Origin of the sequence: Bacillus safensis FO-36b (assembly GCF_000691165.1) — a bacterium.
Classification (GTDB): Bacteria; Bacillota; Bacilli; order Bacillales; family Bacillaceae; genus Bacillus; species Bacillus safensis.
Window position 1 is genome coordinate 189,146 of sequence record NZ_ASJD01000002.1, and the last position, 20,829, is coordinate 209,974.

General features: G+C 43.0%; 22 protein-coding genes and 1 pseudogene. 4 read left to right on the forward strand and 19 right to left on the reverse strand.

What is annotated here, in order from left to right; translation table 11 throughout:
- Positions 1-44 precede the first annotated feature (44 nt).
- The 8 genes and pseudogenes from hisE to BA81_RS05445 form a co-directional block, all read right to left on the reverse strand.
- Positions 45-757: pseudogene (hisE, locus tag BA81_RS05410) on the reverse strand (phosphoribosyl-ATP diphosphatase).
- Complete coding sequence (hisF, locus tag BA81_RS05415) at positions 754-1,512, reverse strand: imidazole glycerol phosphate synthase subunit HisF (RefSeq protein WP_034281034.1); 759 nt, start codon at positions 1,510-1,512, stop codon at positions 754-756. The pseudogene hisE and the gene hisF overlap by 4 nt, the downstream one beginning before the upstream one ends.
- A complete protein-coding gene (gene hisA, locus BA81_RS05420; protein ID WP_034281035.1) occupies positions 1,509-2,246 on the reverse strand; it encodes a 1-(5-phosphoribosyl)-5-[(5-phosphoribosylamino)methylideneamino]imidazole-4-carboxamide isomerase in 738 nt (245 codons plus the stop codon). The genes hisF and hisA overlap by 4 nt, the downstream gene beginning before the upstream one ends.
- Positions 2,243-2,881 (reverse strand): imidazole glycerol phosphate synthase subunit HisH, encoded by a 639-nt coding sequence (gene hisH / locus BA81_RS05425; RefSeq protein ID WP_034281036.1) that lies wholly within the window; start codon positions 2,879-2,881, stop codon positions 2,243-2,245. The genes hisA and hisH overlap by 4 nt, the downstream gene beginning before the upstream one ends.
- Positions 2,881-3,465, reverse strand: a complete 585-nt coding sequence (gene hisB / locus BA81_RS05430) for an imidazoleglycerol-phosphate dehydratase HisB (protein ID WP_034281037.1) — start codon at positions 3,463-3,465, stop codon at positions 2,881-2,883. Before hisB ends, hisH begins: the two co-directional genes overlap by 1 nt.
- Positions 3,465-4,751, reverse strand: coding sequence for a histidinol dehydrogenase (hisD, locus tag BA81_RS05435; RefSeq protein WP_034281038.1), 1,287 nt, complete (start codon positions 4,749-4,751; stop codon positions 3,465-3,467). Before hisD ends, hisB begins: the two co-directional genes overlap by 1 nt.
- A complete protein-coding gene (hisG, locus tag BA81_RS05440) occupies positions 4,748-5,395 on the reverse strand; it encodes an ATP phosphoribosyltransferase (protein ID WP_034281039.1) in 648 nt (215 codons plus the stop codon). The genes hisD and hisG overlap by 4 nt, the downstream gene beginning before the upstream one ends.
- A complete protein-coding gene (locus tag BA81_RS05445; RefSeq protein ID WP_034281040.1) occupies positions 5,388-6,563 on the reverse strand; it encodes an ATP phosphoribosyltransferase regulatory subunit in 1,176 nt (391 codons plus the stop codon). The genes hisG and BA81_RS05445 overlap by 8 nt, the downstream gene beginning before the upstream one ends.
- 233 nt (positions 6,564-6,796) lie before the next feature.
- Between BA81_RS05445 and BA81_RS05450 the strand changes: the two genes are divergently transcribed.
- The gene (locus BA81_RS05450; RefSeq protein ID WP_034281042.1) at positions 6,797-7,585 is read left to right on the forward strand and encodes a C39 family peptidase; all 789 of its coding nucleotides are present in this window, start codon (positions 6,797-6,799) and stop codon (positions 7,583-7,585) included.
- A 41-nt stretch (positions 7,586-7,626) separates the two neighbouring features.
- Here BA81_RS05450 and BA81_RS05455 read toward each other — a convergent pair whose 3' ends face one another.
- The 8 genes from BA81_RS05455 to hprK all read right to left on the reverse strand — a co-directional run bounded on the left by BA81_RS05455 (position 7,627) and on the right by hprK (position 13,431).
- Entirely contained in the window at positions 7,627-8,259 is a 633-nt protein-coding gene (locus BA81_RS05455) for a DsbA family protein (protein ID WP_034281043.1), read from the reverse strand.
- Between the two features lie 45 nt (positions 8,260-8,304).
- Positions 8,305-8,946 carry an NAD(P)-dependent oxidoreductase gene (locus BA81_RS05460; protein ID WP_034281044.1) on the reverse strand — a complete coding sequence of 214 codons (642 nt, stop codon included), beginning with the start codon at positions 8,944-8,946 and terminating at the stop codon, positions 8,305-8,307.
- A gap of 87 nt (positions 8,947-9,033) precedes the next feature.
- Entirely contained in the window at positions 9,034-9,462 is a 429-nt protein-coding gene (locus BA81_RS05465) for an Rrf2 family transcriptional regulator (protein WP_024423567.1), read from the reverse strand.
- Positions 9,463-9,531: 69 nt separating this feature from the next.
- Positions 9,532-10,050, reverse strand: coding sequence for an acyltransferase (locus BA81_RS05470; protein ID WP_024423568.1), 519 nt, complete (start codon positions 10,048-10,050; stop codon positions 9,532-9,534).
- Between the two features lies 1 nt (position 10,051).
- The gene (ppaX, locus tag BA81_RS05475; protein WP_024423569.1) at positions 10,052-10,702 is read right to left on the reverse strand and encodes a pyrophosphatase PpaX; all 651 of its coding nucleotides are present in this window, start codon (positions 10,700-10,702) and stop codon (positions 10,052-10,054) included.
- On the reverse strand, positions 10,699-11,643 hold the full coding sequence (locus tag BA81_RS05480; RefSeq protein WP_034281047.1) for a nucleoside recognition domain-containing protein: 945 nt from the start codon (positions 11,641-11,643) through the stop codon (positions 10,699-10,701). The genes ppaX and BA81_RS05480 overlap by 4 nt, the downstream gene beginning before the upstream one ends.
- A gap of 19 nt (positions 11,644-11,662) precedes the next feature.
- A complete protein-coding gene (gene lgt, locus BA81_RS05485) occupies positions 11,663-12,487 on the reverse strand; it encodes a prolipoprotein diacylglyceryl transferase (RefSeq protein WP_034281049.1) in 825 nt (274 codons plus the stop codon).
- A gap of 11 nt (positions 12,488-12,498) precedes the next feature.
- Positions 12,499-13,431, reverse strand: coding sequence for an HPr(Ser) kinase/phosphatase (gene hprK, locus BA81_RS05490; RefSeq protein ID WP_024423572.1), 933 nt, complete (start codon positions 13,429-13,431; stop codon positions 12,499-12,501).
- Between the two features lie 177 nt (positions 13,432-13,608).
- Here hprK and nagA point away from each other — a divergent pair, with 177 nt between their 5' ends.
- Genes nagA through BA81_RS05505 form a run of 3 tightly spaced genes read left to right on the forward strand, consistent with a single transcriptional unit; the run spans position 13,609 to position 16,268 of the window.
- Positions 13,609-14,802, forward strand: a complete 1,194-nt coding sequence (nagA, locus tag BA81_RS05495; protein ID WP_034281051.1) for an N-acetylglucosamine-6-phosphate deacetylase — start codon at positions 13,609-13,611, stop codon at positions 14,800-14,802.
- Complete coding sequence (nagB, locus tag BA81_RS05500) at positions 14,799-15,524, forward strand: glucosamine-6-phosphate deaminase (protein WP_034281053.1); 726 nt, start codon at positions 14,799-14,801, stop codon at positions 15,522-15,524. The genes nagA and nagB overlap by 4 nt, the downstream gene beginning before the upstream one ends.
- Positions 15,525-15,542: 18 nt before the next feature.
- Entirely contained in the window at positions 15,543-16,268 is a 726-nt protein-coding gene (locus BA81_RS05505) for a GntR family transcriptional regulator (protein ID WP_034281054.1), read from the forward strand.
- 30 nt (positions 16,269-16,298) lie between these two features.
- On the opposite strand, the gene BA81_RS05510 is transcribed toward BA81_RS05505, so the two are convergent.
- From BA81_RS05510 to BA81_RS05520, 3 genes are all read right to left on the reverse strand, one after another.
- Positions 16,299-20,153, reverse strand: coding sequence for a lamin tail domain-containing metallophosphoesterase family protein (locus BA81_RS05510; protein ID WP_034281055.1), 3,855 nt, complete (start codon positions 20,151-20,153; stop codon positions 16,299-16,301).
- A 94-nt stretch (positions 20,154-20,247) separates the two neighbouring features.
- Positions 20,248-20,634: a phage holin family protein gene (locus BA81_RS05515; RefSeq protein ID WP_024423577.1), complete on the reverse strand. Its 387-nt coding sequence runs from the start codon at positions 20,632-20,634 to the stop codon at positions 20,248-20,250.
- Complete coding sequence (locus BA81_RS05520) at positions 20,635-20,829, reverse strand: PspC domain-containing protein (RefSeq protein ID WP_024423578.1); 195 nt, start codon at positions 20,827-20,829, stop codon at positions 20,635-20,637. It abuts the gene before it with no gap.

The following is a 20,829-nucleotide window of genomic DNA, read 5'->3' on the forward strand; positions in this document are numbered from 1 at the left end:
GTTTTTCATTTAAAATAAAAAAGCCAGGGATATCCCCCGGCTTTTCATTCACCTTGATGACGTTTTTTTAATACCTTTAATACATCATCAAGCGGCAATTGCTGTTCACGTAATAATACAAGAAGATGATAGAGGAGGTCAGCAGTTTCCCATTTCAATTCTTCTTGATCCCGGTTTTTCGCTGCAATGATCACCTCAGACGCCTCTTCCCCTACCTTTTTCAGGATTTTATCGACCCCTTTTTCAAATAGATAGGTTGTATAAGCCCCTTCTGGCATTTCCGCCTGACGCTTTGCAATGACCTGTTCAAGTTCATTTAATATCGCAAAACGATCCTGCTCTTCGCTTTGGCGCTTCACGCCTTCTTCTGAAAAACAGCTATAGCTGCCAGTATGGCAGGCTGGGCCGCTTGGCGCGACAAGGACAAGCAGAGCGTCCTTGTCACAGTCATATCGAATAGAAATCACTTGCTGGGTATGTCCAGAGGTGGCGCCGGCGCGACAAGGACAAGCAGAGCGTCCTTGTCACAGTCATATCGAATAGAAATCACTTGCTGGGTATGTCCAGAGGTGGCGCCTTTGTGCCAAAGCTCGTTTCTCGACCGGCTATAAAACCATGTTTCACCTGTCTCCAGCGTTTTTTCATAGGATTCTTGATTCATATACGCAAGCGTCAATACTTCCTTACTTTGAGCATCCTGTACAATCGCAGGAATCAGGCCTGCCTCATTAAAGGTTAATTCATTTGCCTGTTTCATCTGACCTTCACCCCGTGTTCTCTCAAATATGTCTTCACCTCATGAATGGAGGTTTCTTTATAATGGAAAATAGATGCTGCTAATGCTGCATCAGCTTCTCCTTTTGTAAAGGCCTCTAGCATATGCTGGGCATTGCCAGCGCCGCCAGAAGCAATAACTGGCACATTGACTGCCTCTGATACAAGCTTTGTCAATCGATGATCAAAGCCTGTCTTTTCACCATCGGCATCCATACTTGTCAGCAAAATCTCTCCTGCCCCTCTTTGCACAGCTTCCTTCGCCCAGTCGCTGACCTCTAAATCTGTTTGACGGCGTCCTCCGTGTGTATAGACCATGTATGCTTTTTTCTCTTCATCGTATTTTGCATCAATTGCAACAACGATACACTGGGAGCCAAAAAAGTCAGCACCTTCTGAAATCAGTTCCGGCCTTAACACAGCTGCTGTGTTGACAGATACTTTGTCTGCACCCGCTCTTAATATACGCTTCATGTCATCAAGATGGTTAATCCCGCCTCCCACCGTAAATGGTATCGCAAGAGTGGACGCGACTTGTTTGACCACATCCACCATCGTTTTCCGGCCTTCATGAGAAGCGGAAATATCAAGGAAGACTAGTTCATCCGCCCCTTCCTCATCATAGATCTGCGCTAATTCGACCGGATCACCAGCATCCTTTAAGCCTAGGAATTGCACCCCTTTGACAACACGCCCTTCCTTCACATCAAGACATGGGATGATTCGTTTTGTCATCATATGCGGTCAAGCCCTTCAAATGCTTCTGCTAAAGTAAACTGCTTTGTGTAAAGTGCTTTTCCAACGATCGCACCAGACACACCAGACTGTTTTTGCGCTGACAGCTTTTGAAGATCAGCTACTGCGCTGACACCACCTGAAGCAATCACTTGTTTGCCGGTTGCTTCTGCTAAGCGAACCGTGCTTTCTACATTGGGACCAGACAGCATGCCATCCATTTGAATATCGGTAAAAATAAAGACCTCTGCGCCTTCCTTTGCCAATTCCCTGCCGAGTTCCTCTGCCTTCACTTTAGACGTTTCAAGCCATCCTTCAGTTGATACAAAGCCATTTCGCGCATCAATCCCAATTGCGATTTTCTCTCCATATTGCGCCAGCATTTTTTTCACAAAGACTGGGTTCGAAACAGCTGAGCTGCCGAGAATCACTCTATCTACGCCGCTCTTTAAATAAAAGGCAACGTCTTCTTCCGACCGAATACCGCCGCCGATTTGTACCTTCACATCTAAGGAGGAAGCAATCGCCAGCACATGCTCATGATTGACACGTTTCCCTGCTTTTGCACCATCTAGATCGACAAGATGAATCCATTTAGCTCCTTCTTTTACAAATTGCGCGGCCATGTCGAGCGGTGAATCTCCATAAATGGTTTCTTGATCATAATCTCCTTGCACAAGACGTACACATTTGCCATTTCTCATATCAATCGCTGGATATAATGTAAACTCACTCATTTGTTCACCTTCTGTTCGTTTGCTAATTGAATAAATTGTTTGAGCAGCGCCATTCCCGTTGTACTGCTTTTTTCAGGGTGAAACTGTGCTCCAAGCACATTTCCCTTGCCAGCAACAGCTGGTACTTGAACACCATAGTCCGCGCTTGCTAATTGCTCATCTGGATTCATATCACTCACATAATAAGAATGAACAAAGTACGCAAATCCTTCTGGCACACCGTCAAACAATGGGGAGGGCTGATGAAACGTGAGCTCATTCCACCCCATATGAGGTACCTTCAGCCTTTGCCCGTCCTGATCACGATCCTTTAAAAGAACGACACGCCCTTTTAACAGACCCAATCCTTTTGTGTGTCCTGCCTCTTCGCTTTCTTCAAATAACAGCTGCATACCAAGGCAAATGCCGAATAACAGCTTTCCTTCCTCTACGACTTGATGGATAAACGCCTCAAGTCCAGTCTCTTTTAACAGCTGCATTGCATCATGAAACGAACCGACCCCAGGCAAAATATAAGCATCTGCTTTTTTCAGCTCCTCTACATCAGAGGAGACGATATAGCGGGCACCTGCTCGTTCCAGTGCTTTTGATACGCTGAACAAATTTCCCATTCCGTAATCAATGACTCCGATCATTAGAGCATCCCCTTTGTTGAAGGAATTCCTTTCACACGTGGATCAATAGTTGTTGCTTCATCTAAGGCACGTGCCATCGCTTTAAAAATGGCTTCAATTATATGATGTGTATTGGTTCCGTAGTGAACAATGACATGAAGGTTGATCCGGGCTTCAAGTGCAAATTTCCACAGAAACTCATGCACTAGCTCTGTATCAAAGGTACCAACCTTTTGACTCGGAAAGGCCGCTCTCATTTCCAAATGAGGACGATTGCTTAAGTCGACCACGACCTGGGCAAGTGTTTCATCCATCGGAACAAAGCTTGATCCATACCGCTTAATTCCCTTTTTATCGCCTAACGCTTCCTTAAACATTTGCCCAAGTACAATGCCGATATCTTCTGTTGTGTGGTGATCATCAACATCCGTATCTCCTTTCGCATCGACGGTCAAATTAAAGTGTCCATGCTTCGTAAATAAATCGAGCATGTGCGTCATAAAAGGGACATCTGTTTGAATATCCGCTTTTCCTTCTCCATCAATTTCTAGCGCTAATGAAATGTTCGTTTCATTTGTTTTTCTCGATGTTTCCGCCTGTCTCATTACGATTCCTCCCGCTTTCTCGCTTCAATCGACCTTGCATGTGCTTCAAGCCCTTCTAATCTGGCAAAAGCCGCAATGCTTTCCCGGTGTGTTTCAAAGGCTTCTTGACTATATGAAATAATGCTCGTTTTCTTTTGAAAATCAGTCACACCAAGCGGACTGGAGAATCGAGCTGTTCCGTTTGTTGGCAGCACATGATTCGGTCCTGCAAAATAATCGCCCACCGGCTCTGGACTATATCGTCCCAAGAAAATCGCACCAGCATGCTTGATTTGACCAAGAAGTGATTCTGGGTATGCTGTCAGCACCTCTAAGTGCTCTGGTGCTAATTGATTGATGACGTCTACTGCACGATCGATTGATTCTGTCACGTAAATACGGCCATGATCTTGTATAGATTTTGCTGCGATTGATTTTCTCGGTAAACTATCAAGCTGCTTTCTTACTTCAGCCTGCACGCTTTCAGCAAGTGTCTTAGACGGTGTCACCAAAATACTAGATGCCAGCGCATCATGCTCTGCCTGCGAAAGTAAATCCGCCGCTACCTCATGCGCGACTGCTGTTTCGTCTGCTAGGACTGCAATTTCACTTGGCCCTGCAATCATATCAATGTCTACCTGACCAAATACTTCCCGCTTTGCCAGCGCGACATAAATGTTGCCTGGACCTGTGATTTTATCAACAGGTTTGATGCTTTCCGTTCCATAGGCAAGTGCCGCAACCGCCTGTGCACCGCCCATTTTATACATCTCAGAAATACCAAGCTCCTTCGCCGCAGCCAAGACAGCGTCAGAGAGACAGCCATCTTTCCCAGGGGGTGTCACAAGAACGATTCGTTCAACGCCTGCGACTAGCGCAGGGATCACATTCATTAATACAGATGATGGATAGGCAGCTGTTCCACCGGGGACATACACACCTACTGCATCAAGCGGTGTTACCTTTTGTCCTAGCATTGAGCCGTCCTTTTGGTGATAAAACCAAGAGGACGTCAGCTGGCGCTCGTGGTATGTGCGAATATGCTTGATAGCCGTTTGGATAATCTGAATCATCTCTTTATCCAAGCGGTCGCAGGCTTTTGCCATTTCCTCCTCTGTGACAAGTGGATCTTCAATCAACACCCCGTCAAATTGCTTTGTAAAAGACCGTACAGCTTCATCACCATTTGTTCTTACTTCTTGTATAATGCGCTGAACAGCCTGACGCTGCTCTTCTGTTCCTGTATCTAAAGACCGTTTGAGTGAGAGAGTATCTGTCTCACCTTCTTGTATGCAGGTGATGTTCATGATGATTCCTCCCCTTCTCCTTCAATGATTCTTGCAAGACGCTGCGCCATTTCATCGATCACCTTATCCTTCATCCTATAGCTCACAGGATTCACAATAAAACGTGACGTGATATCACAAATATGCTCCGTTTCCACAAGGCCATTTTCCTTTAGTGTTTGACCTGTGGAGACAATGTCCACAATGCGATCGGCAAGCCCAATGAGCGGTGCTAATTCAATGGAACCATTCAGCTTAATGATCTCCACCTGCTCCCCTTGCTCTCTAAAATAGGACGATGCAACATTTGGGTACTTTGTCGCCACACGCGGTGCGACACCCCCCCAGCTCGCTCCTGGCAAGCCAGCAACAGCTAAATGACATTTACTGATGTTTAAATCGAGCACTTCGTACACATCACGAGCTTCTTCAAGCATGACATCCTTCCCTGCAATGCCAACATCCGCCACGCCGTGCTCTACGTAGGTGGTCACATCCATTGGCTTGGCTAAAATAAAGCGGAGGTTTTCTTCTGGTACATCAATGATTAATTTTCTTGAATCCTCGAATTCCTCTGGCAGCTGGTACCCCGCCTGTCTTAACAGCCCTGCTGCTTCTTCAAATATCCGACCCTTTGGCATCGCCATCGTCAACACTTTACCCATTTTGCTCTTCCTTTCTAGCACCGATAAAATAAGTCACCTGCTCAAATGCCTTGGTCATCGCGTCAATATTTTCAATCCCCGCTAAGTCTTGCAGGACGATCTTTTTCCCTTTTGACCGCTCCTTTTCTGCAAAAGCAAAAGCTTCCAGTCTTTGTTCTTTGCTAAAAATCACAGCCTCCTGCGGCTCAACAATTTCTTTTGCATCGAGCGCTTCAAGAAGACGGTCTAGTCGAAGTCCGAACCCTGTAGCTGGTGCAGGTGCATCAAAATGAGCAAGCAATTGATCATATCTCCCGCCGCTTCCGATGACCGACCCAACATGATCTGCAAATACTTCAAACAAAATACCCGTATAATAGCTCATATGACTCACCATGCTTAAATCTAAACGGATATATTCTGTACAGCCGTAATCTTCAAGTGTCTCCCAAAGCGACTTTAACTGTGCGAGCACTTCTTTTCCTTCTTGTGAAACGACGATTTCCTCTGCCCGCCCTATTACCTCTTGGCCGCCTCTTAACTCTAAAAGCTGTAACAGCCTCGTTTTATCGATGGAGGAGAGCGGTAATTGTTTCACATGCTGACGGTATCCCACATAATTCTTTTCATATAAGAAGCGGCGAAGGACATTTGCACGCTCTGTATTTCCGAGTACATCGACAAATAACGTCTCTGCTAAAGCGACATGCCCGATCGCGATTTTGAAGGACCTTAGCCCGGCATTTTTTAAGGCAAATACGGCAAGCGCGATGACTTCAGCATCTGCACTAATCGAACCATCACCAATCAATTCAATTCCGACCTGCTCAAATTCTGACGGCCTTCCGCCTTCTCTTTCCTGCGCTCGGAACACGTTGGCTGCATACCCAACACGAAGCGGATACGCCTGCTGGTGAAGCTTGGAAGCCGCCACTCTTGCAATCGGCCCCGTCATATCAGGTCTCAGTACAAGGGTTTGCCCGTTTTGATCAAGCAGCTTAAAGAGCTGTGTATCTGTAATCGCCGATTGAACACCGACTGTATCGTAAAATTCAAGCGTTGGTGTCTCCATCAAACGGAAACCCCAACCAGTCATGACCTCTGTTAAAGAATGTCTCACTTTTTTCTTCGTCTCATACAATCCAGGTAATGAATCCCGCATACCATATGGTTTCTCAAACATAAACATGTTCTTCCGCACCTCCAACACATTAAAACAAAAAATTCCGAATCCTTTAGTTCGCTAATATGATAATATGCTAACAAAATAAAGCGATTAAATCAATCATTTTTATTTCCCCCTATTTTCATCAACATATTCTGGAATTATTACATTCGAGTGACACCTGTGCCTTTTCTGTATGTTCGAAGAAAGAACGTGCTATAATACTTAAAAATATTGAATAACACAGGAGATTAACAGTGAAGTTCATCCAGACATTCATCTTAACTTTGTTGTGCGCATGTCTTGTTTATTTCGGCTTTATATACGTTTCGCAAATCGATCAAGTCAAGAAAACAGCTTCGCCGCAAAAAGCAGCAAAAGAAAACGATACGGCACTTGCAGCTGAAGAAACTCGTTCAACGAAAAAAGCAGAAACCACACATCATTCATTAAAAGGAAGCAAAAAAGCCATGGACGTCATCCTCTACAATCAAATGGATGCGCCAAGGCTTTATAACGGATGCGAAGTCACGAGCTTAGCGATGCTGCTTCATTACAGCGGCTATGAGCATGTAACGAAAAACAAGTTGGCAAATGAAGTAAAACGTGTTCCGCTCAATTATGAAAATGGCTTAAAAGGAGACCCTCATGACGGGTTTGTAGGCGATATGGAGAATGGGCCGGGTCTTGGTGTTTACCACGAACCGATTTATCAGCTTGCGAAAAAATATGCAGGCGATCAAGTTGTCGACTTAACCGGAAAGCCTGTTAAAAAGGCCATCTATCAATCACTTGAAAAGGGCTATCCTGTCTGGGTGATTACGACATCCACCTTTGACAAAACAGATAACATCGAAACTTGGAATACACCGAATGGCAAAATAAATGTAAGCTTTAATATGCATAGCGTGGTCATCACAGGCTATGACAAGGAGCATGTCTACTTGAATAACCCCTATGGAGAAAAGAATCAAAAAGTCGACCGTGATCAGTTTGAAGATTCTTGGGAACAGATGGGCAGTCAGGCGATTATCATTAAAGCGTAAAAAAACAACCTCTATCCGCATAGAGGTTGTTTTTGAATGATTTATTTTTCTAGTAATTCCTTCAGGCGGTCTTCAAGCTTTTCAGCTGTCATCGCACCTCCGCCCAGGCTAAAGTATTCTTCCCCTCTTTTTAATAAAAGTGTAGGATAGCCGTTCACCTGAAGTTGATGAACCTTCGCAAAGTCGGCATACGCATCATTCATCGCTTCTTTTGTTTTCATGCGTTCAATGACTGCGTCAGGATCAAGATGATGCGCCAAAGCGATCTCCCGATACGTTTCTTCATCACTCAGGCTTTTTCCGTCTTGATAAAAAGCCTTTTGCATCGATGAAGCCAAGTGCAATGCGCGCTCAGGTGCGATGGATCTTAATGCAGAAAAACCAATGGCCGCAGCTTCAGAGTCTAAAAGAAACGTTCCGTTTGCTAGCAGCTCCTGATAACGTTCACCAAACTCGACACCAGTCAGCTGACTAATACGCTGATTTGCTTCTGAAATGTGTGGATAATCCTTTATTGGAAGACTTCTTTCCCCTACAAATAAACCACCCGACACAAGTGTTAATGATATCTCCGGATGATTTTCATGCAAAGTGCGGATACTGTTTGAAAATCCATAACACCAGCCACAATATGCATCCCATACATAGATGAAAGACAATTCTTGCTCATTCATACGTTAGACTCCCCATTTATCATTTTTAGGCGGTCATGAAACTGCTTATTCAGCTTCAGATACAACGGTAAAACGTTCTCCAACATGGGCTGCCTGCTCCACCTCATCAACCAGCGCAATGGCGTAGTCAGCATAGCTCACATAGCTGTCACCTTTAGAATTGACAATCAGATGGTCTTTCCCTTTCACGTAAGAACCTGTACGTTTGCCAGCTGGATTAAAGAATGCAGCTGGACTGAGGAAGGTCCATTTTAATCCCTCTGTCTGTTGAAGATCTTTTAGGTTTTCTCCTTGCTGTGAAGCCGTAGCAGCATATTCTTTAGGAAACTCTGGTGTGTCCACTAGTCTTGTTGTTTTCGCCTCATCTACAAATAGACTTCCTGCTCCGCCCACAACGATCAAACGAGTCTCAGGTGCCTCTTTTAAAATATCGATCATCTTTTTCCCAGCTTCTACGTGCAGGTGCTCTTTTCCAGCAGGTGCGCCAAATGCATTTACAATCACATCAAAGCCTTTGATGTCTTCTGCTTGCAAGTGAAACACATCCTTCTCAAGAACAGCTAGTGATGAATCTGTCACCTTTTGTGCATCTCGGACGATCGCCGTTACTTCATGTCCTCTTGATTGAGCCTCTTTCACAATTTCTTGTCCTGCTTTACCTGTTGCGCCAATAATTCCAATTTTCATGTTAACTCCTCCTGCAATATGGTTTTATGTTGATAAAGAAAGGTGTAACTAATACGGTTACAACAGAGGTAAAAAAAATTGAATAGATCATCCAATTTTTTTGATTAGCACATGCGTTAGTTCACTTAATTTGATCTCAGCAAGTACTTGCTCCATCGCACTTTGAGCGCGGCATAAAATTAATTCAAGCACCGCTTGAATATTTGCACCGATCGGACAGTCAGGATTTGGGCTTTCATGAATTTGAAACAATTCTCCCTCATCCACGACTTCAACCGCTTTATACACATCGAGCAGTGTGATGTCGTCTTCACTGCGGTTCAGCTGAGAACCGCCTTTGCCAAGACTCGTTGAGATTAGGCCAGCTTTTTTTAATTTACTCATAATGCGGCGGATGACCACTGGGTTTGTATTCACACTTCCCGCGATATCCTCCGATGTCTGTAATGATCCTTTTTCAAGTGATAGCAAGGCCAGAATATGGACAGCGACAGTAAATCTGCTGCTGATTTTCATGTTTTCTCACCTCTGTTGTAATCATTATAGTTACACCATGTCACATTGTCAACAAAAAAGTCTGCCGAGCTACTCAGCAGACGTAGATTGACGTGCTTCCATTTCTTCTTTCGTATAAATCATGCGCATTGGATTTCCTCCAACAAATGAGCCTGCTGGCACATCCTTATGAACAAGTGTACCAGCCGATACGATCGCACCATCCCCAATGGTCACACCAGGTAAAATAGTTGAATTAGCTCCAATTAAAACTTCATCACCAATATAGACTTCCCCAAGTCTGTACTCTTTAATCAAATACTCATGGGACAAGATGGTCGTATTATAGCCGATCACACTATTTCGACCGACAGTGATTTTCTCAGGAAACATCAGATCAACCATCACCATTAAGGCGAACGCCGTATCCTCGCCGACCTTCATACGAAGGAAGGTTCGGTATATCCAATTTTTCATTCCCATAAAAGGCGTGTACCTTGCCATTTGAATAAAAATGAAGTTTTTCACCACTTTGAAAAAGGGAACTGTCCGATAGACTTGCCGCAGTGAATTGACCCCTTTTACAGGATAACGATCTGTTTTTCTCAACTTAATCAGCTCCAACAATCGCCAGGAGATCACTCATTTTCTTCAGCATGAAATCAGGGCGATGCTTTAAAAGCGCCTCTTCTCCCTTAATCGACCAAGCAACACCTGCCGTTTTTGTCCCTGCCGCTTGACCAGACAAAATATCGTGATAATTATCACCGACCATCACCGCTTCATGCGGATCACTGCCAAGCTTTGATAATGCCAGCTGAACAGGCTCCGGATGCGGCTTCTCATTTTGCACATCATCGAGCGTCACAATGACCTCAAAGAACGGCTCTAAACCGGTCAGCTTCAATCCCATTAAAACCGTATCCCGTATCTTCGTTGTGACAATACCGAGCTTAAATCCTCGATCCTGCAGGACTTTCAATGTGTCGATAACGGTCTCATATTCAGTCACAAGCAGATCATGCTGCTTATGATTAAACGTGCGGTACATCTGAATCATATCATCCGTCAAATCAGGGTCCATCGCAGAGAATGTATCAAACAAGGACGGACCAATGAAATGAAGAATATCCTCACGGCTGTACTGACCAGGGTAATAATGATCCAGCGTATGCTGAAATGAAGCAATAATTAATTCATTTGTATTGATTAATGTGCCATCTAAATCAAATAGCACTGTGTTGATCGTCGATTCGTTCATATGGCTTCCTTTCTAACAGCTGCAAGTTCCCGCTTCCGCCAAATATAGCTAATAGCAGCTGTCAATAAAATTGCAGAAATCAGGCGGATGACAAGAAGCGGCCATACTGGAATACCAAGTGGTATAAAAATCAGCGTATCTTCGACCACCGCATGGCAGGCAACGAGGAAAATAAAGGCAAGAGTTAAGTCCTTTTTACTCACACCGTCCTCTTCCACTGCCTTCATCATCACGCCGGCTCCGTACGCCAGACCAATCGTTAATCCAGCCACCATCGTCATAGATGTATTTTCTTTCATTCCAAGCATTCTAGTAAAAGGTGACAGCCACTTAGACAGTGTATGAAGCCACCCTAAATCTCTCATGAATTGAATGATGACCATGAGAGGGATGACGATACAGGCGAGCTGGAGCACACCGAGTACAGCTTTTTGTAAAGCAAGCAGGACGATCATGTACCAGCTGGAAGGCACATCAGCCGCCTGAGCTGCCGTCAGTAGTCCATATTGCGCCGGCTCCTCGCCTCCCTGCCAAACGAGATGAATGACAATAGCCGAAATAACAGCAAGACTGATTCTGACCAACAAAATCACAGATACTCTCAGTCCAACCTTTGCTGCCACTGTCGATTCGATGATCAGGTTATGGCAAAAGGACAGCATCACTGCCAAAATAAACACTTCCTTCACAGGAAGCTCTAATGTCAAAATGGCCGCAATCCCCGCATACAAGTTCAGCATGTTTCCTAATACAAGCGGAATAGCCGCTTCTCCCGAAAGACCAAACACCCCCATAAATGGCCGAATGAATTGTATGATCCAACCCATTACAGGCGTATGCTGCAAGATACTGACGAGAATGGTAACTGGAAAGATGACTTTGCCAAGTGTCCAAGTTGTCGATAGCCCTGCCTTCAAGCCGTTTTTCCATGTCTCTCCCATCTCTTATGATCCCCCCTGCTTAATTCGATGAGTTGTTCTCTTTATACGGAATCGATGCGTATCCTTTCATTCTTCTAAAGAAAATCAGTAGAACAGCCACTACGAATATCGCAATCGAAATCATCTGTGCGATTCGAAGATGCTCTGTCAGCATTAAACTGTCTGTTCTCATCCCTTCTATGAAGAAACGGCCGATTGAATACCAAATTAAATAAGACAAGAAGATTTCGCCTCTTCTCAGCGATGTTCTGCGTAATAAAATCAATATGACAACACCGGCAAGATTCCAGAATGATTCGTATAAGAACGTCGGGTGATAATAGGTCCCATCAATATACATTTGATTAATGATAAACTCAGGCAGATGCAAATTTTCTAAAAAGGTTCTTGAAACCGCCTCACCGTGCGCTTCTTGGTTAATAAAGTTCCCCCAGCGCCCAATTGCCTGCGCTAGTAAAATACTAGGTGCTGCGACGTCAGCTATTTTCCAAAAGGATACCTTTCTCACTTTTGTAAAAACGATGGCTGTCAGCACGGCACCGATCAGCCCGCCGTGAATCGCAATTCCACCATTCCAAATTTTAATGATTTCGTTTGGGTGCTGCTGATAGTAATCCCATTCGAAAGATACATAATAAATTCGTGCACAAATAATGGCTATTGGAATGGCAAATAAGATTAAGTCAATAAACATATCTTTATCGATTCCTCTTTTTTCACATTCTCTCAGTGCGAGCCAGAGTCCAAGCAAGGCCCCGACCCCAATAATCACACCATACCAATGAACCGAAATAGGTCCAAGCTGAAAAGCAATCGGATCAATTGGCTGAATTGCTTCGTTCATATAGTCAACTCCTATTCATCCTGGCCATTGTCTTCAATGACATCGGCAAGTTTACTTGTAAATTGTTCTGCTGCATTATGTCCCATACGTTTCAGCCTGAAGTTCATCGCAGCCACCTCAATGATGACAGCTAAGTTTCGACCTGGCCGTACAGGGATCGTCAGCTTCGGCACATCTGTATCGATGATGCGCATTTTCTCTTCTTCAAGTCCTAAACGATCATACTGTTTGCCTTGTTCCCAAAGCTCAAGGTTCATTACAATCGTAATTCTCTTATAGCTTCTAACAGCGCCTGCTCCAAATAAGGTCATCACATTAATAATACCTAACCCGCGGATTTCCAAAAGATGTTCAATCAGCTCTGGTGCGCTCCCGACTAATGTATCCTGATCCTCTTGACGGATTTCCACGCAATCGTCTGCGACAAGCCGATGTCCCCTCTTCACTAATTCTAAGGCTGTTTCACTTTTTCCTACTCCGCTTTTCCCAATTAATAATACACCTACACCATATACATCTACGAGCACACCATGAATAGCAGTCGTTGGTGCAAGCTTACTTTCTAAAAAGTTGGTCAATCGACTCGAAAGTCTTGTCGTTTTTAGGCTAGATCGTAAAACGGGCACGCCATTTTCATTTGATGCTTCGATTAATTCCTTCGGGACATCACGATCTCGTGACAAAATAATCGCAGGGGTAATATCTGTACAAAGAGACATCATTCTCTGCTTTCGTTCGCGTTCTGGGAGCTGTTCAAAAAAAGAAAGCTCTGTTTTCCCTAAAAGTTGAACTCTTTCTTTTGGGTAATATGTAAAATAACCAGCCATTTCAATACCTGGTCTGGAAAGATCACTGATTGTAATGGGACGATTAATCCCTTCTTCCCCACTTACCAGTTCAAGATGAAATTGTTCCATTATGTCCTTCGTACGAACTTTCGGCACGCTTCTTCCTCCTTTTATCACAGGCGATTCAGAAATACAGCTCTATTTTATCACTTTCAATGATGAACCCAAAACAGTATTTTATCCTGTTCCTGTTTGACCGCCCTAACTGGTATAGACAACTATACTTAAAAAGAGTAAACTTAAAGTAAAGATAACGAATAAGGGGGCTCAAACATGAGCGGTTCTTTATTGCTCTCCAATATTCATATTGTGACAAAGACAAAGATCATTGAAAACGGTTTTGTCGGTTTACGCGATGGCAAGATTGACTATATTTCAACATCTCCACCGACAGGAAATTATGAAAAAGTATATATTTCCCGGGAAAACTTTTATTTACTCCCTGGAATGATTGATATTCACATCCATGGCGGATATGGTGCAGACATGATGGATGCGACAGCAGAAGCAATGAATACACTCGCTGACAACCTTCCGTCCGAAGGAACGACAAGTTTTTTAGCGACAACCATCACACAAAACCATCATGAGATTGAGCAGGCACTTAAAAATGTCGCTCAGTGGAAACAAAGTAATGAAGAACAAGCAGGAAGTCAGGCACAATGTATAGGAATCCACCTAGAAGGTCCATTTATTTCTAAAGATAAGGCAGGGGCACAGCCTGTTCAATGGATTAAACAGCCCGATATTCCGCTTTTTAAAAAATGGCTGGATGCTTCTGAACAGCTCATTCGAATTGTCACGTTTGCGCCTGAGGAAGACACAGATTTTGCTTTCCTTTCCATGTTACAGGAAATGAACATGATCCCATCTATTGGACATACGAATGCCCATCATGACATGATGAATTTAGCAGCTAAGCATGGTGCACGCCATGTAACACACCTTTATAATGCACTGAGTTCGTTTCAGCATCGTGAACCGAATGCTGTAGGTGCTGCTCTTACGAATGAGAACCTTTATACCGAGCTGATCACAGATGGGATTCACTCCCACCCTCTTTCCATCAAGCTTGCGTATTTGGCAAAAGGAAGTGATCGTTTGATCATGATCACAGACTCAATGCGTGCAAAAGGTCTTGGGAATGGAACATACGAATTTGGCGGTCAGACGGTCACAGTCAGCGGCGAAAAAGCATTGCTGGACGATGGGACACTTGCAGGATCAATTTTGCGAATGAAAGATGGCGTCAAACGGATGAAACAGCTCACAAATTGTGAATGGACAGAGATTGCGAAGATGACCTCAACCAATGCAGCCGCTCAACTGGGTCTTGACCAACAGCTCGGTTCCATCGAAATTGGAAAAATAGCAGATTTGGTGATTTGGGATGAATCTGGTGAACTGATGATGACGATCTGCCGTGGACAAATCGTCTTTGAAAAAAAGGAGGCCAACCACTCATGAACATCATCGAATTTGAAAGCAAAGATCAATTAGGGAAAGAAGCAGCTGCCATTATTGCAAGAACAATAGCTGCTAAACCCGATGCCGTACTCGGCCTAGCGACGGGAGGTACACCTATTGAAACTTACAAAGAGTTAATTCAACTTCATCAAGCGAATCAACTGTCTTTCAAGCAAACAAAAACAATCAATTTAGATGAATATGCAGGACTCAATCCAGAACACGAAAATAGTTATATGACCTACATGAAACGTCATTTATTTGACCATATTGATCTCCCTCAGGATCAGTATTTTCTTCCAAATGGCAAAGCAGCTCATTTAGAAAAGGAATGCTTAAGATATGACCAGCTCATTGAGGATGTAGGCGGCATCGATCTTCAGCTCCTTGGAATCGGTCAAAATGGGCATATCGGTTTTAACGAACCAGGTACCCCTTTCAACTCAAAGACTCATGTCGTGCAGTTAGATGAAAACACGAGACAGGCTAACGCAAGATACTTTTCTTCTATTGATGAGGTACCTACACATGCCATCACAATGGGAATCGCGAGCATTCTTTCAAGTAAAAAGATTCTCCTTCTTGCTTCGGGAAAATCAAAAGCGAAAGTGATACAATATTTAGAACGGGCAGAGATTCATCCGGACTTCCCAGCGTCTGCACTGAAACTTCATGAAGATGTAACGGTTATGATTGATCGAGAAGCTGGATCACTACGCTAAAAACGAGAGGATTTTCACATGTTTATTGATAAGCAGTCACCTATTCCGATGTACCATCAGATTATGGAGAACTTGAAAAAGCAGATTGAGGATGGAACATTAGCACCTGATACACTCATTCCTTCTGAAAGAGAATATGCAGAACGCTTTGGTATTAGTCGAATGACTGTCAGACAAGCCTTATCGAATCTTGTGAACGAAGGATATTTGTATCGTCAAAAAGGAAAAGGCACCTTTGTTAGCCGGAAAAAATTTGAACAGCCGCTTCAAGGCTTAACAAGCTTTTCAGAGGATATGCGCCACCGTGGGCTCAAAGCATCAAGCCAGCTGATTGACTTTAAAAAAACCGCATGTCCAGAGCACTTGCTGCCCGTCTTACAGCTGACTAATAGTGATGCTGTATTTGAACTAAAACGGATACGCCTTGCAAATGATGAACCGATGGCGATTGAAACGAGCTATATACCTGAAAGATTTGCAGGAGATTTAACAAAGAAACATTTAACTGGCTCTTTATATGAATATATTGAAACTCACACTGGCCATGTCATTGCTCATGCCAAACAGGAGCTTGAAGCCAATGTTGCCTCAAAGGAAGAAGCACACTTGCTGTCTATTCTAGCAGGAGACCCTGTGCTGTCCATAACAAGAACGACTTTTTTTCAACAAGACATTCCATTTGAGTATGTTGTTTCCGTTTATAGAGGGGATCGTTACAAGCTCATTCATACAATGGAAAGATAAACAGTGCCCCTGACACGGAGCACTGTTTTTTTATTTCCTAAGAAATTTTATTTCGTCATCATCTTTTGTATGAATTTTCCATATTGGAGAAATGGCTTTTCCTTGAAAACGATCTTTTGCTACAGTGTACCAATAATAATCTTCATTTGGCTTTAAGCCCTTCCACTCAAAGCTCGCTTTTTTGCCGCTTTTTATGCCTCGAGCCTCTCCTAGAAGAACATTCGTATACACATTGAGTTCAAAATAATTGGTTTTGACAGATTTCATTTTCGGTGTCAAATCCACATCGATTGAAAATTCATCTTGATCTCCATACGTTTTAGGATCATAAAAATGCTCTTGATTCAAGTAAGGTGAGTATGTCGTAAAGTGAAGCTGATTTTTTTCTTGATCGGCTGTTATCACCCTCATAAACCCTTGACCACCTTCAGGTCCTGACTGATAATCGGCGAGTATTTGATATACTTTCCTGTCTACTTTTCCATCATGGTCATCATCAAGCTCATCTACTTTCCTGCTTGCTCCATGATAATGGCCGCTAAATACGGCCACAATATTAGGATGACGTTTCACCACTTGGTGGAAGATGAGGTCGCCAATCGGGCTTCGGTTGCCGCTCACTAACAAATACTCATGGAAATTTAAAATGACGATACGATCTGGATGCTCAGAAATGACACGGTTTAACCAATCAATTTCATCTTGCTTAATCCCCCAGCCCATGTACACCATCATATAATCATTGCCGCCGGCAGAGATGAGATCATAATGACCTTTATTGTTTCGATAGGATTCACCATAGTAAGGCTTATCCGCAAAGCGTTTTTCCCCGAAATATTTTCCGTATTCCGCATATAAACCATCCTTGTGTCTAACATCATGATTTCCTGCTAAAACACCATAGGGAATGTGATTCTCATCTAATACACGCATAAACGTATCAGCACGGTGCCATTGCTTATCCTTTGAATCATCCACAATATCGCCTGTATGGAACACATATTGAATGTTTAATTTTTCCCTTTGATCTCTGATCCATTCGACCATTTGTTTAAAGATATGAGGATAGCTCTTTGCATAATATTGAGTATCAGACATCCATATCATCTTATATGGCTTTTGCGATTTGCTGATTTCATCCTGTACTAGCAAATCAAACGTTTGATTCTTCATGTACTGTCTCACTGACAGCAGCCCTTTCAGGTAAAATTCCTTTTGATCCTTGGCAAAGTGATGAGTGATTTTATCCCACTTTTCCTGCTGGTGATTCCACGCGTACATTGTCACCTTTCTCCCTGACAAGGAACTCCCTTTCCATACAGCTTCGACGACATCCTTTTCACGTACATCATGATGAACCTTAATTTGAAAACGATGATAAGGAAAGCGCTGTAAATCCTTCGTTTCAACTGACTTCCCATCAACAAATGCAATGCGGTTCCTTTCTTGATCAGAAAAAATCATTTCTCCTTTTTGGAGATAACTCTTAGGCGGTTCTGTCTCTGCTGCATACTTAAAAATCTTCATTGAAGGATGCAGCGATGTATATTGATAGGCACGATAAAAAGAGTAATCTAACTTATCATTCGTTGGATCCTTGGTTAGCACAGTTTGTTTTGATGATTTCATTTTCGTCTTATCTGCCACCCGCTCTGGTGTTTCAGGATGCTCATGTACCGTCTTGAACTCTTTTTTCAACGTCGACATGTTCCCGGCAGCGTCTTTTGCTTTAATTGTAAACGTGTGCTTTCCAGGCTTTAATTCACTAGAGGACGTCTGATATGGCAAAGAAACTGGTTTGCCATCTACATATGCCTTCAACTCCTCTATGTCACTCCAGCGATCCGTTACTTTTGCTTTTAATGTAAAGGCGCCTTTATATTGATCCTTTGCTTGTACGTTGGTCTTAATTCTCGGCCCAGTGTTATCAACTTTCACACGTACTGAAGCGTACTCGTCTGAGGTTTTGGCCTCAATCAGGTGCGGCCCTTCTTTCAGCCTTTTTGTGTCCCACTTTATATAGGTTGAGACATACGCCTCTTTTGGAATCTCAAATTGAAACGTTCTCACCTTTTTTGCGTTCCCGCTGTCTCCCATTCTCCATTCTTTTAGCGGCTTCGCATTGATTGGCGGAATTTGTGTTCCATTTGATAAAATCATCCTGACGTTTTTCAATTCAAAATCATCATGATTCTCTCCAGGCAGCCGGTCCACCGGAGAAGACTTTGTACCAGCGTGAAAAGAGATCGTTTGGAGACCTGCCTTTTTTATCTCTTCTTCGGGTATTGGCATTGTATAGGTACGGTACACTTTTGTCGAATCATCAAAAATAGAAAGTAAACGCCTACCTATATACACACCATTTTTAAAATATAAATTTGTTCCTTTGACATCAAATGCGATATATGGATCTGCTTCAAGGGCAGAGGATACTTGCTGATTCCGTTTTCCATCTATCCGTAATTCGATGCTTTTTTTCTGATCAGACGTTGCCTTTAATGAAAATAAACCTGATACCGTATCTCCCTCTTCTACATTGAATCGCAGACCGTGGGCTTTACTGACCTGCTCCACATCAATCGTTTTTTTCAACGTCTTGGCTTCATTTTCGCCGTCTGACGCTTCAAGCTGATATTCCAATTGTTCTTTCCCAATCAACTCAGGTGAATAAATAATATGATGAAATAGCCGGTCATTATGGTCTTTTTGCAGCAGGATTTCCTTAAACGGATCTTTTCGATTCGTTCGATAGCGCAGCTTGACGGTTTTTACGGCCTGATCATCTTGGACATCTGCTTTAATCTCTACACTTTCAGTGGGTTTCACCGGTTTCCTTACCGTCATATCTTCAATCACAGGTTTATGGATATCTTGAGAAATTTCCTTTTTTTCAGATGGAATTTGTGCTTTTAGCACTTTACCTGGAGTGGGTTCTTCCTCAATTTTCGAAATCAGCTTCGTCTGCGTAGTACCATCCATTGGATACTTAAACAGCAAGGATTTATGCTCGCTAAACCATGATGGCTTCAAACGAAATGCGGCAGAAGAAATCTCTTCACCTATATTTGTTGTGATCGAAACAAGACGAGATTTTGAGTTGGACAGCCCTTTGCTCTCGATAATGGATAGATGCTCGCCCTCTTTTAATTGGCTTTTGTACATGGCATTAAAGTCCGCTGCCGTTAAATGCTCCTGCCCTTTTTTTCTCAGCCAGAATACATAAGGTTTTCCAGGTGAAATGGTGACTGGATTTGTGTGAAAGGAATATACATCATCCATTTCACTTCCCTGTGCAGGATTGCGGTAGCGGAGCTGATAATGTTTAAGAGAGATAGGCGCATGTGTCGTGTTATACACTTCAATAAACTCAAAAGCATCTTTGCCTTTTCGGTTTTTTGAATTGACGACAATTTCTGTGATGAATAAATCCGGAATATGTGAAAGATCTTCTTCAAATCCATTTAAATGAACCGATTTCTCAGCCGTTTTGATGACTGATTTTTGCGTAAGGAACTCTGTATAGTAACGAACGGTTGGATTCCATAATTGATCTGGCGGAATTTTCGCTGTAAATTCTGGCTTCATCCCTGGCAGCCGTTCCATTGGAATCAAGCGATACCCCAGTTCATCACTTTGTTTATAATACAAGTTCGCAGACAAAATCTGTTCTTGGTCACTAATGGACGCACGAAACTGTAGATCATGGCTTTTTCCTAGAACCGGGCGGACGTCCACATGAAATTGGTCAAAGATAAAAGGCGAAAAAGGCTTGTCCGGTACATTCACTTCTGTTTGAAGAAAAGGTCCTGCTGAAGCAGGCTGACTGAAACAAAAAAGAATGATAAAAAAACATAAAAGCATGATTTGTCTGCTCACGTTCACCATCTTGCACCGCCTCCCTTCGGATATTGTGTCTCCTGAAGGTCGTTTTTATGTCAGATGGAACGGAGAAACGATGCAAATTTGCACAAAAAAACCGTTAGCTTTTTTTCGCTAACGGCTCTACAATTCCTTTTTGTATCAACAGATGGAAAATGGATAAAATGACAGCCATCCAAATGGCCGTTCCGAATCCATCAATGTTAAAGCTATCTCCCATAAAGCTCGATGTCATCATGAGTGTAATCGCATTGATGACAAATAAGAACAATCCTAGTGAAAGAACGGTCACTGGAAGCGTTAAAATGATCAAAAACGGCTTCACTAAAATATTGAGCAAAGACAAAATGATACTTGCCACAATGGCTGCGCCAAAACCTTCAATATACACGCTCCCGAGCCCAGGCAGAATGCCCGAATCAAAATATCCAGCAATGACGATTAAAAGTAATGCATTTACTAAAATACTGACGATCCATCTAAGCATTTATTTAGTGCCTTCTTCCGGAACAACAAAATACCAGATGAAGTAGATCAGGAAGATCGGCATAAATGCTGTCAAAAATCCGATGATGACGGTTAAAATGCGAAGCAGGGATGCATCCACACTTAAATATTCCGCAAGTCCACCAACAACACCCGCTATTTTTTTATCTGTTGCTGAACGATAAAGCTTCTTCAT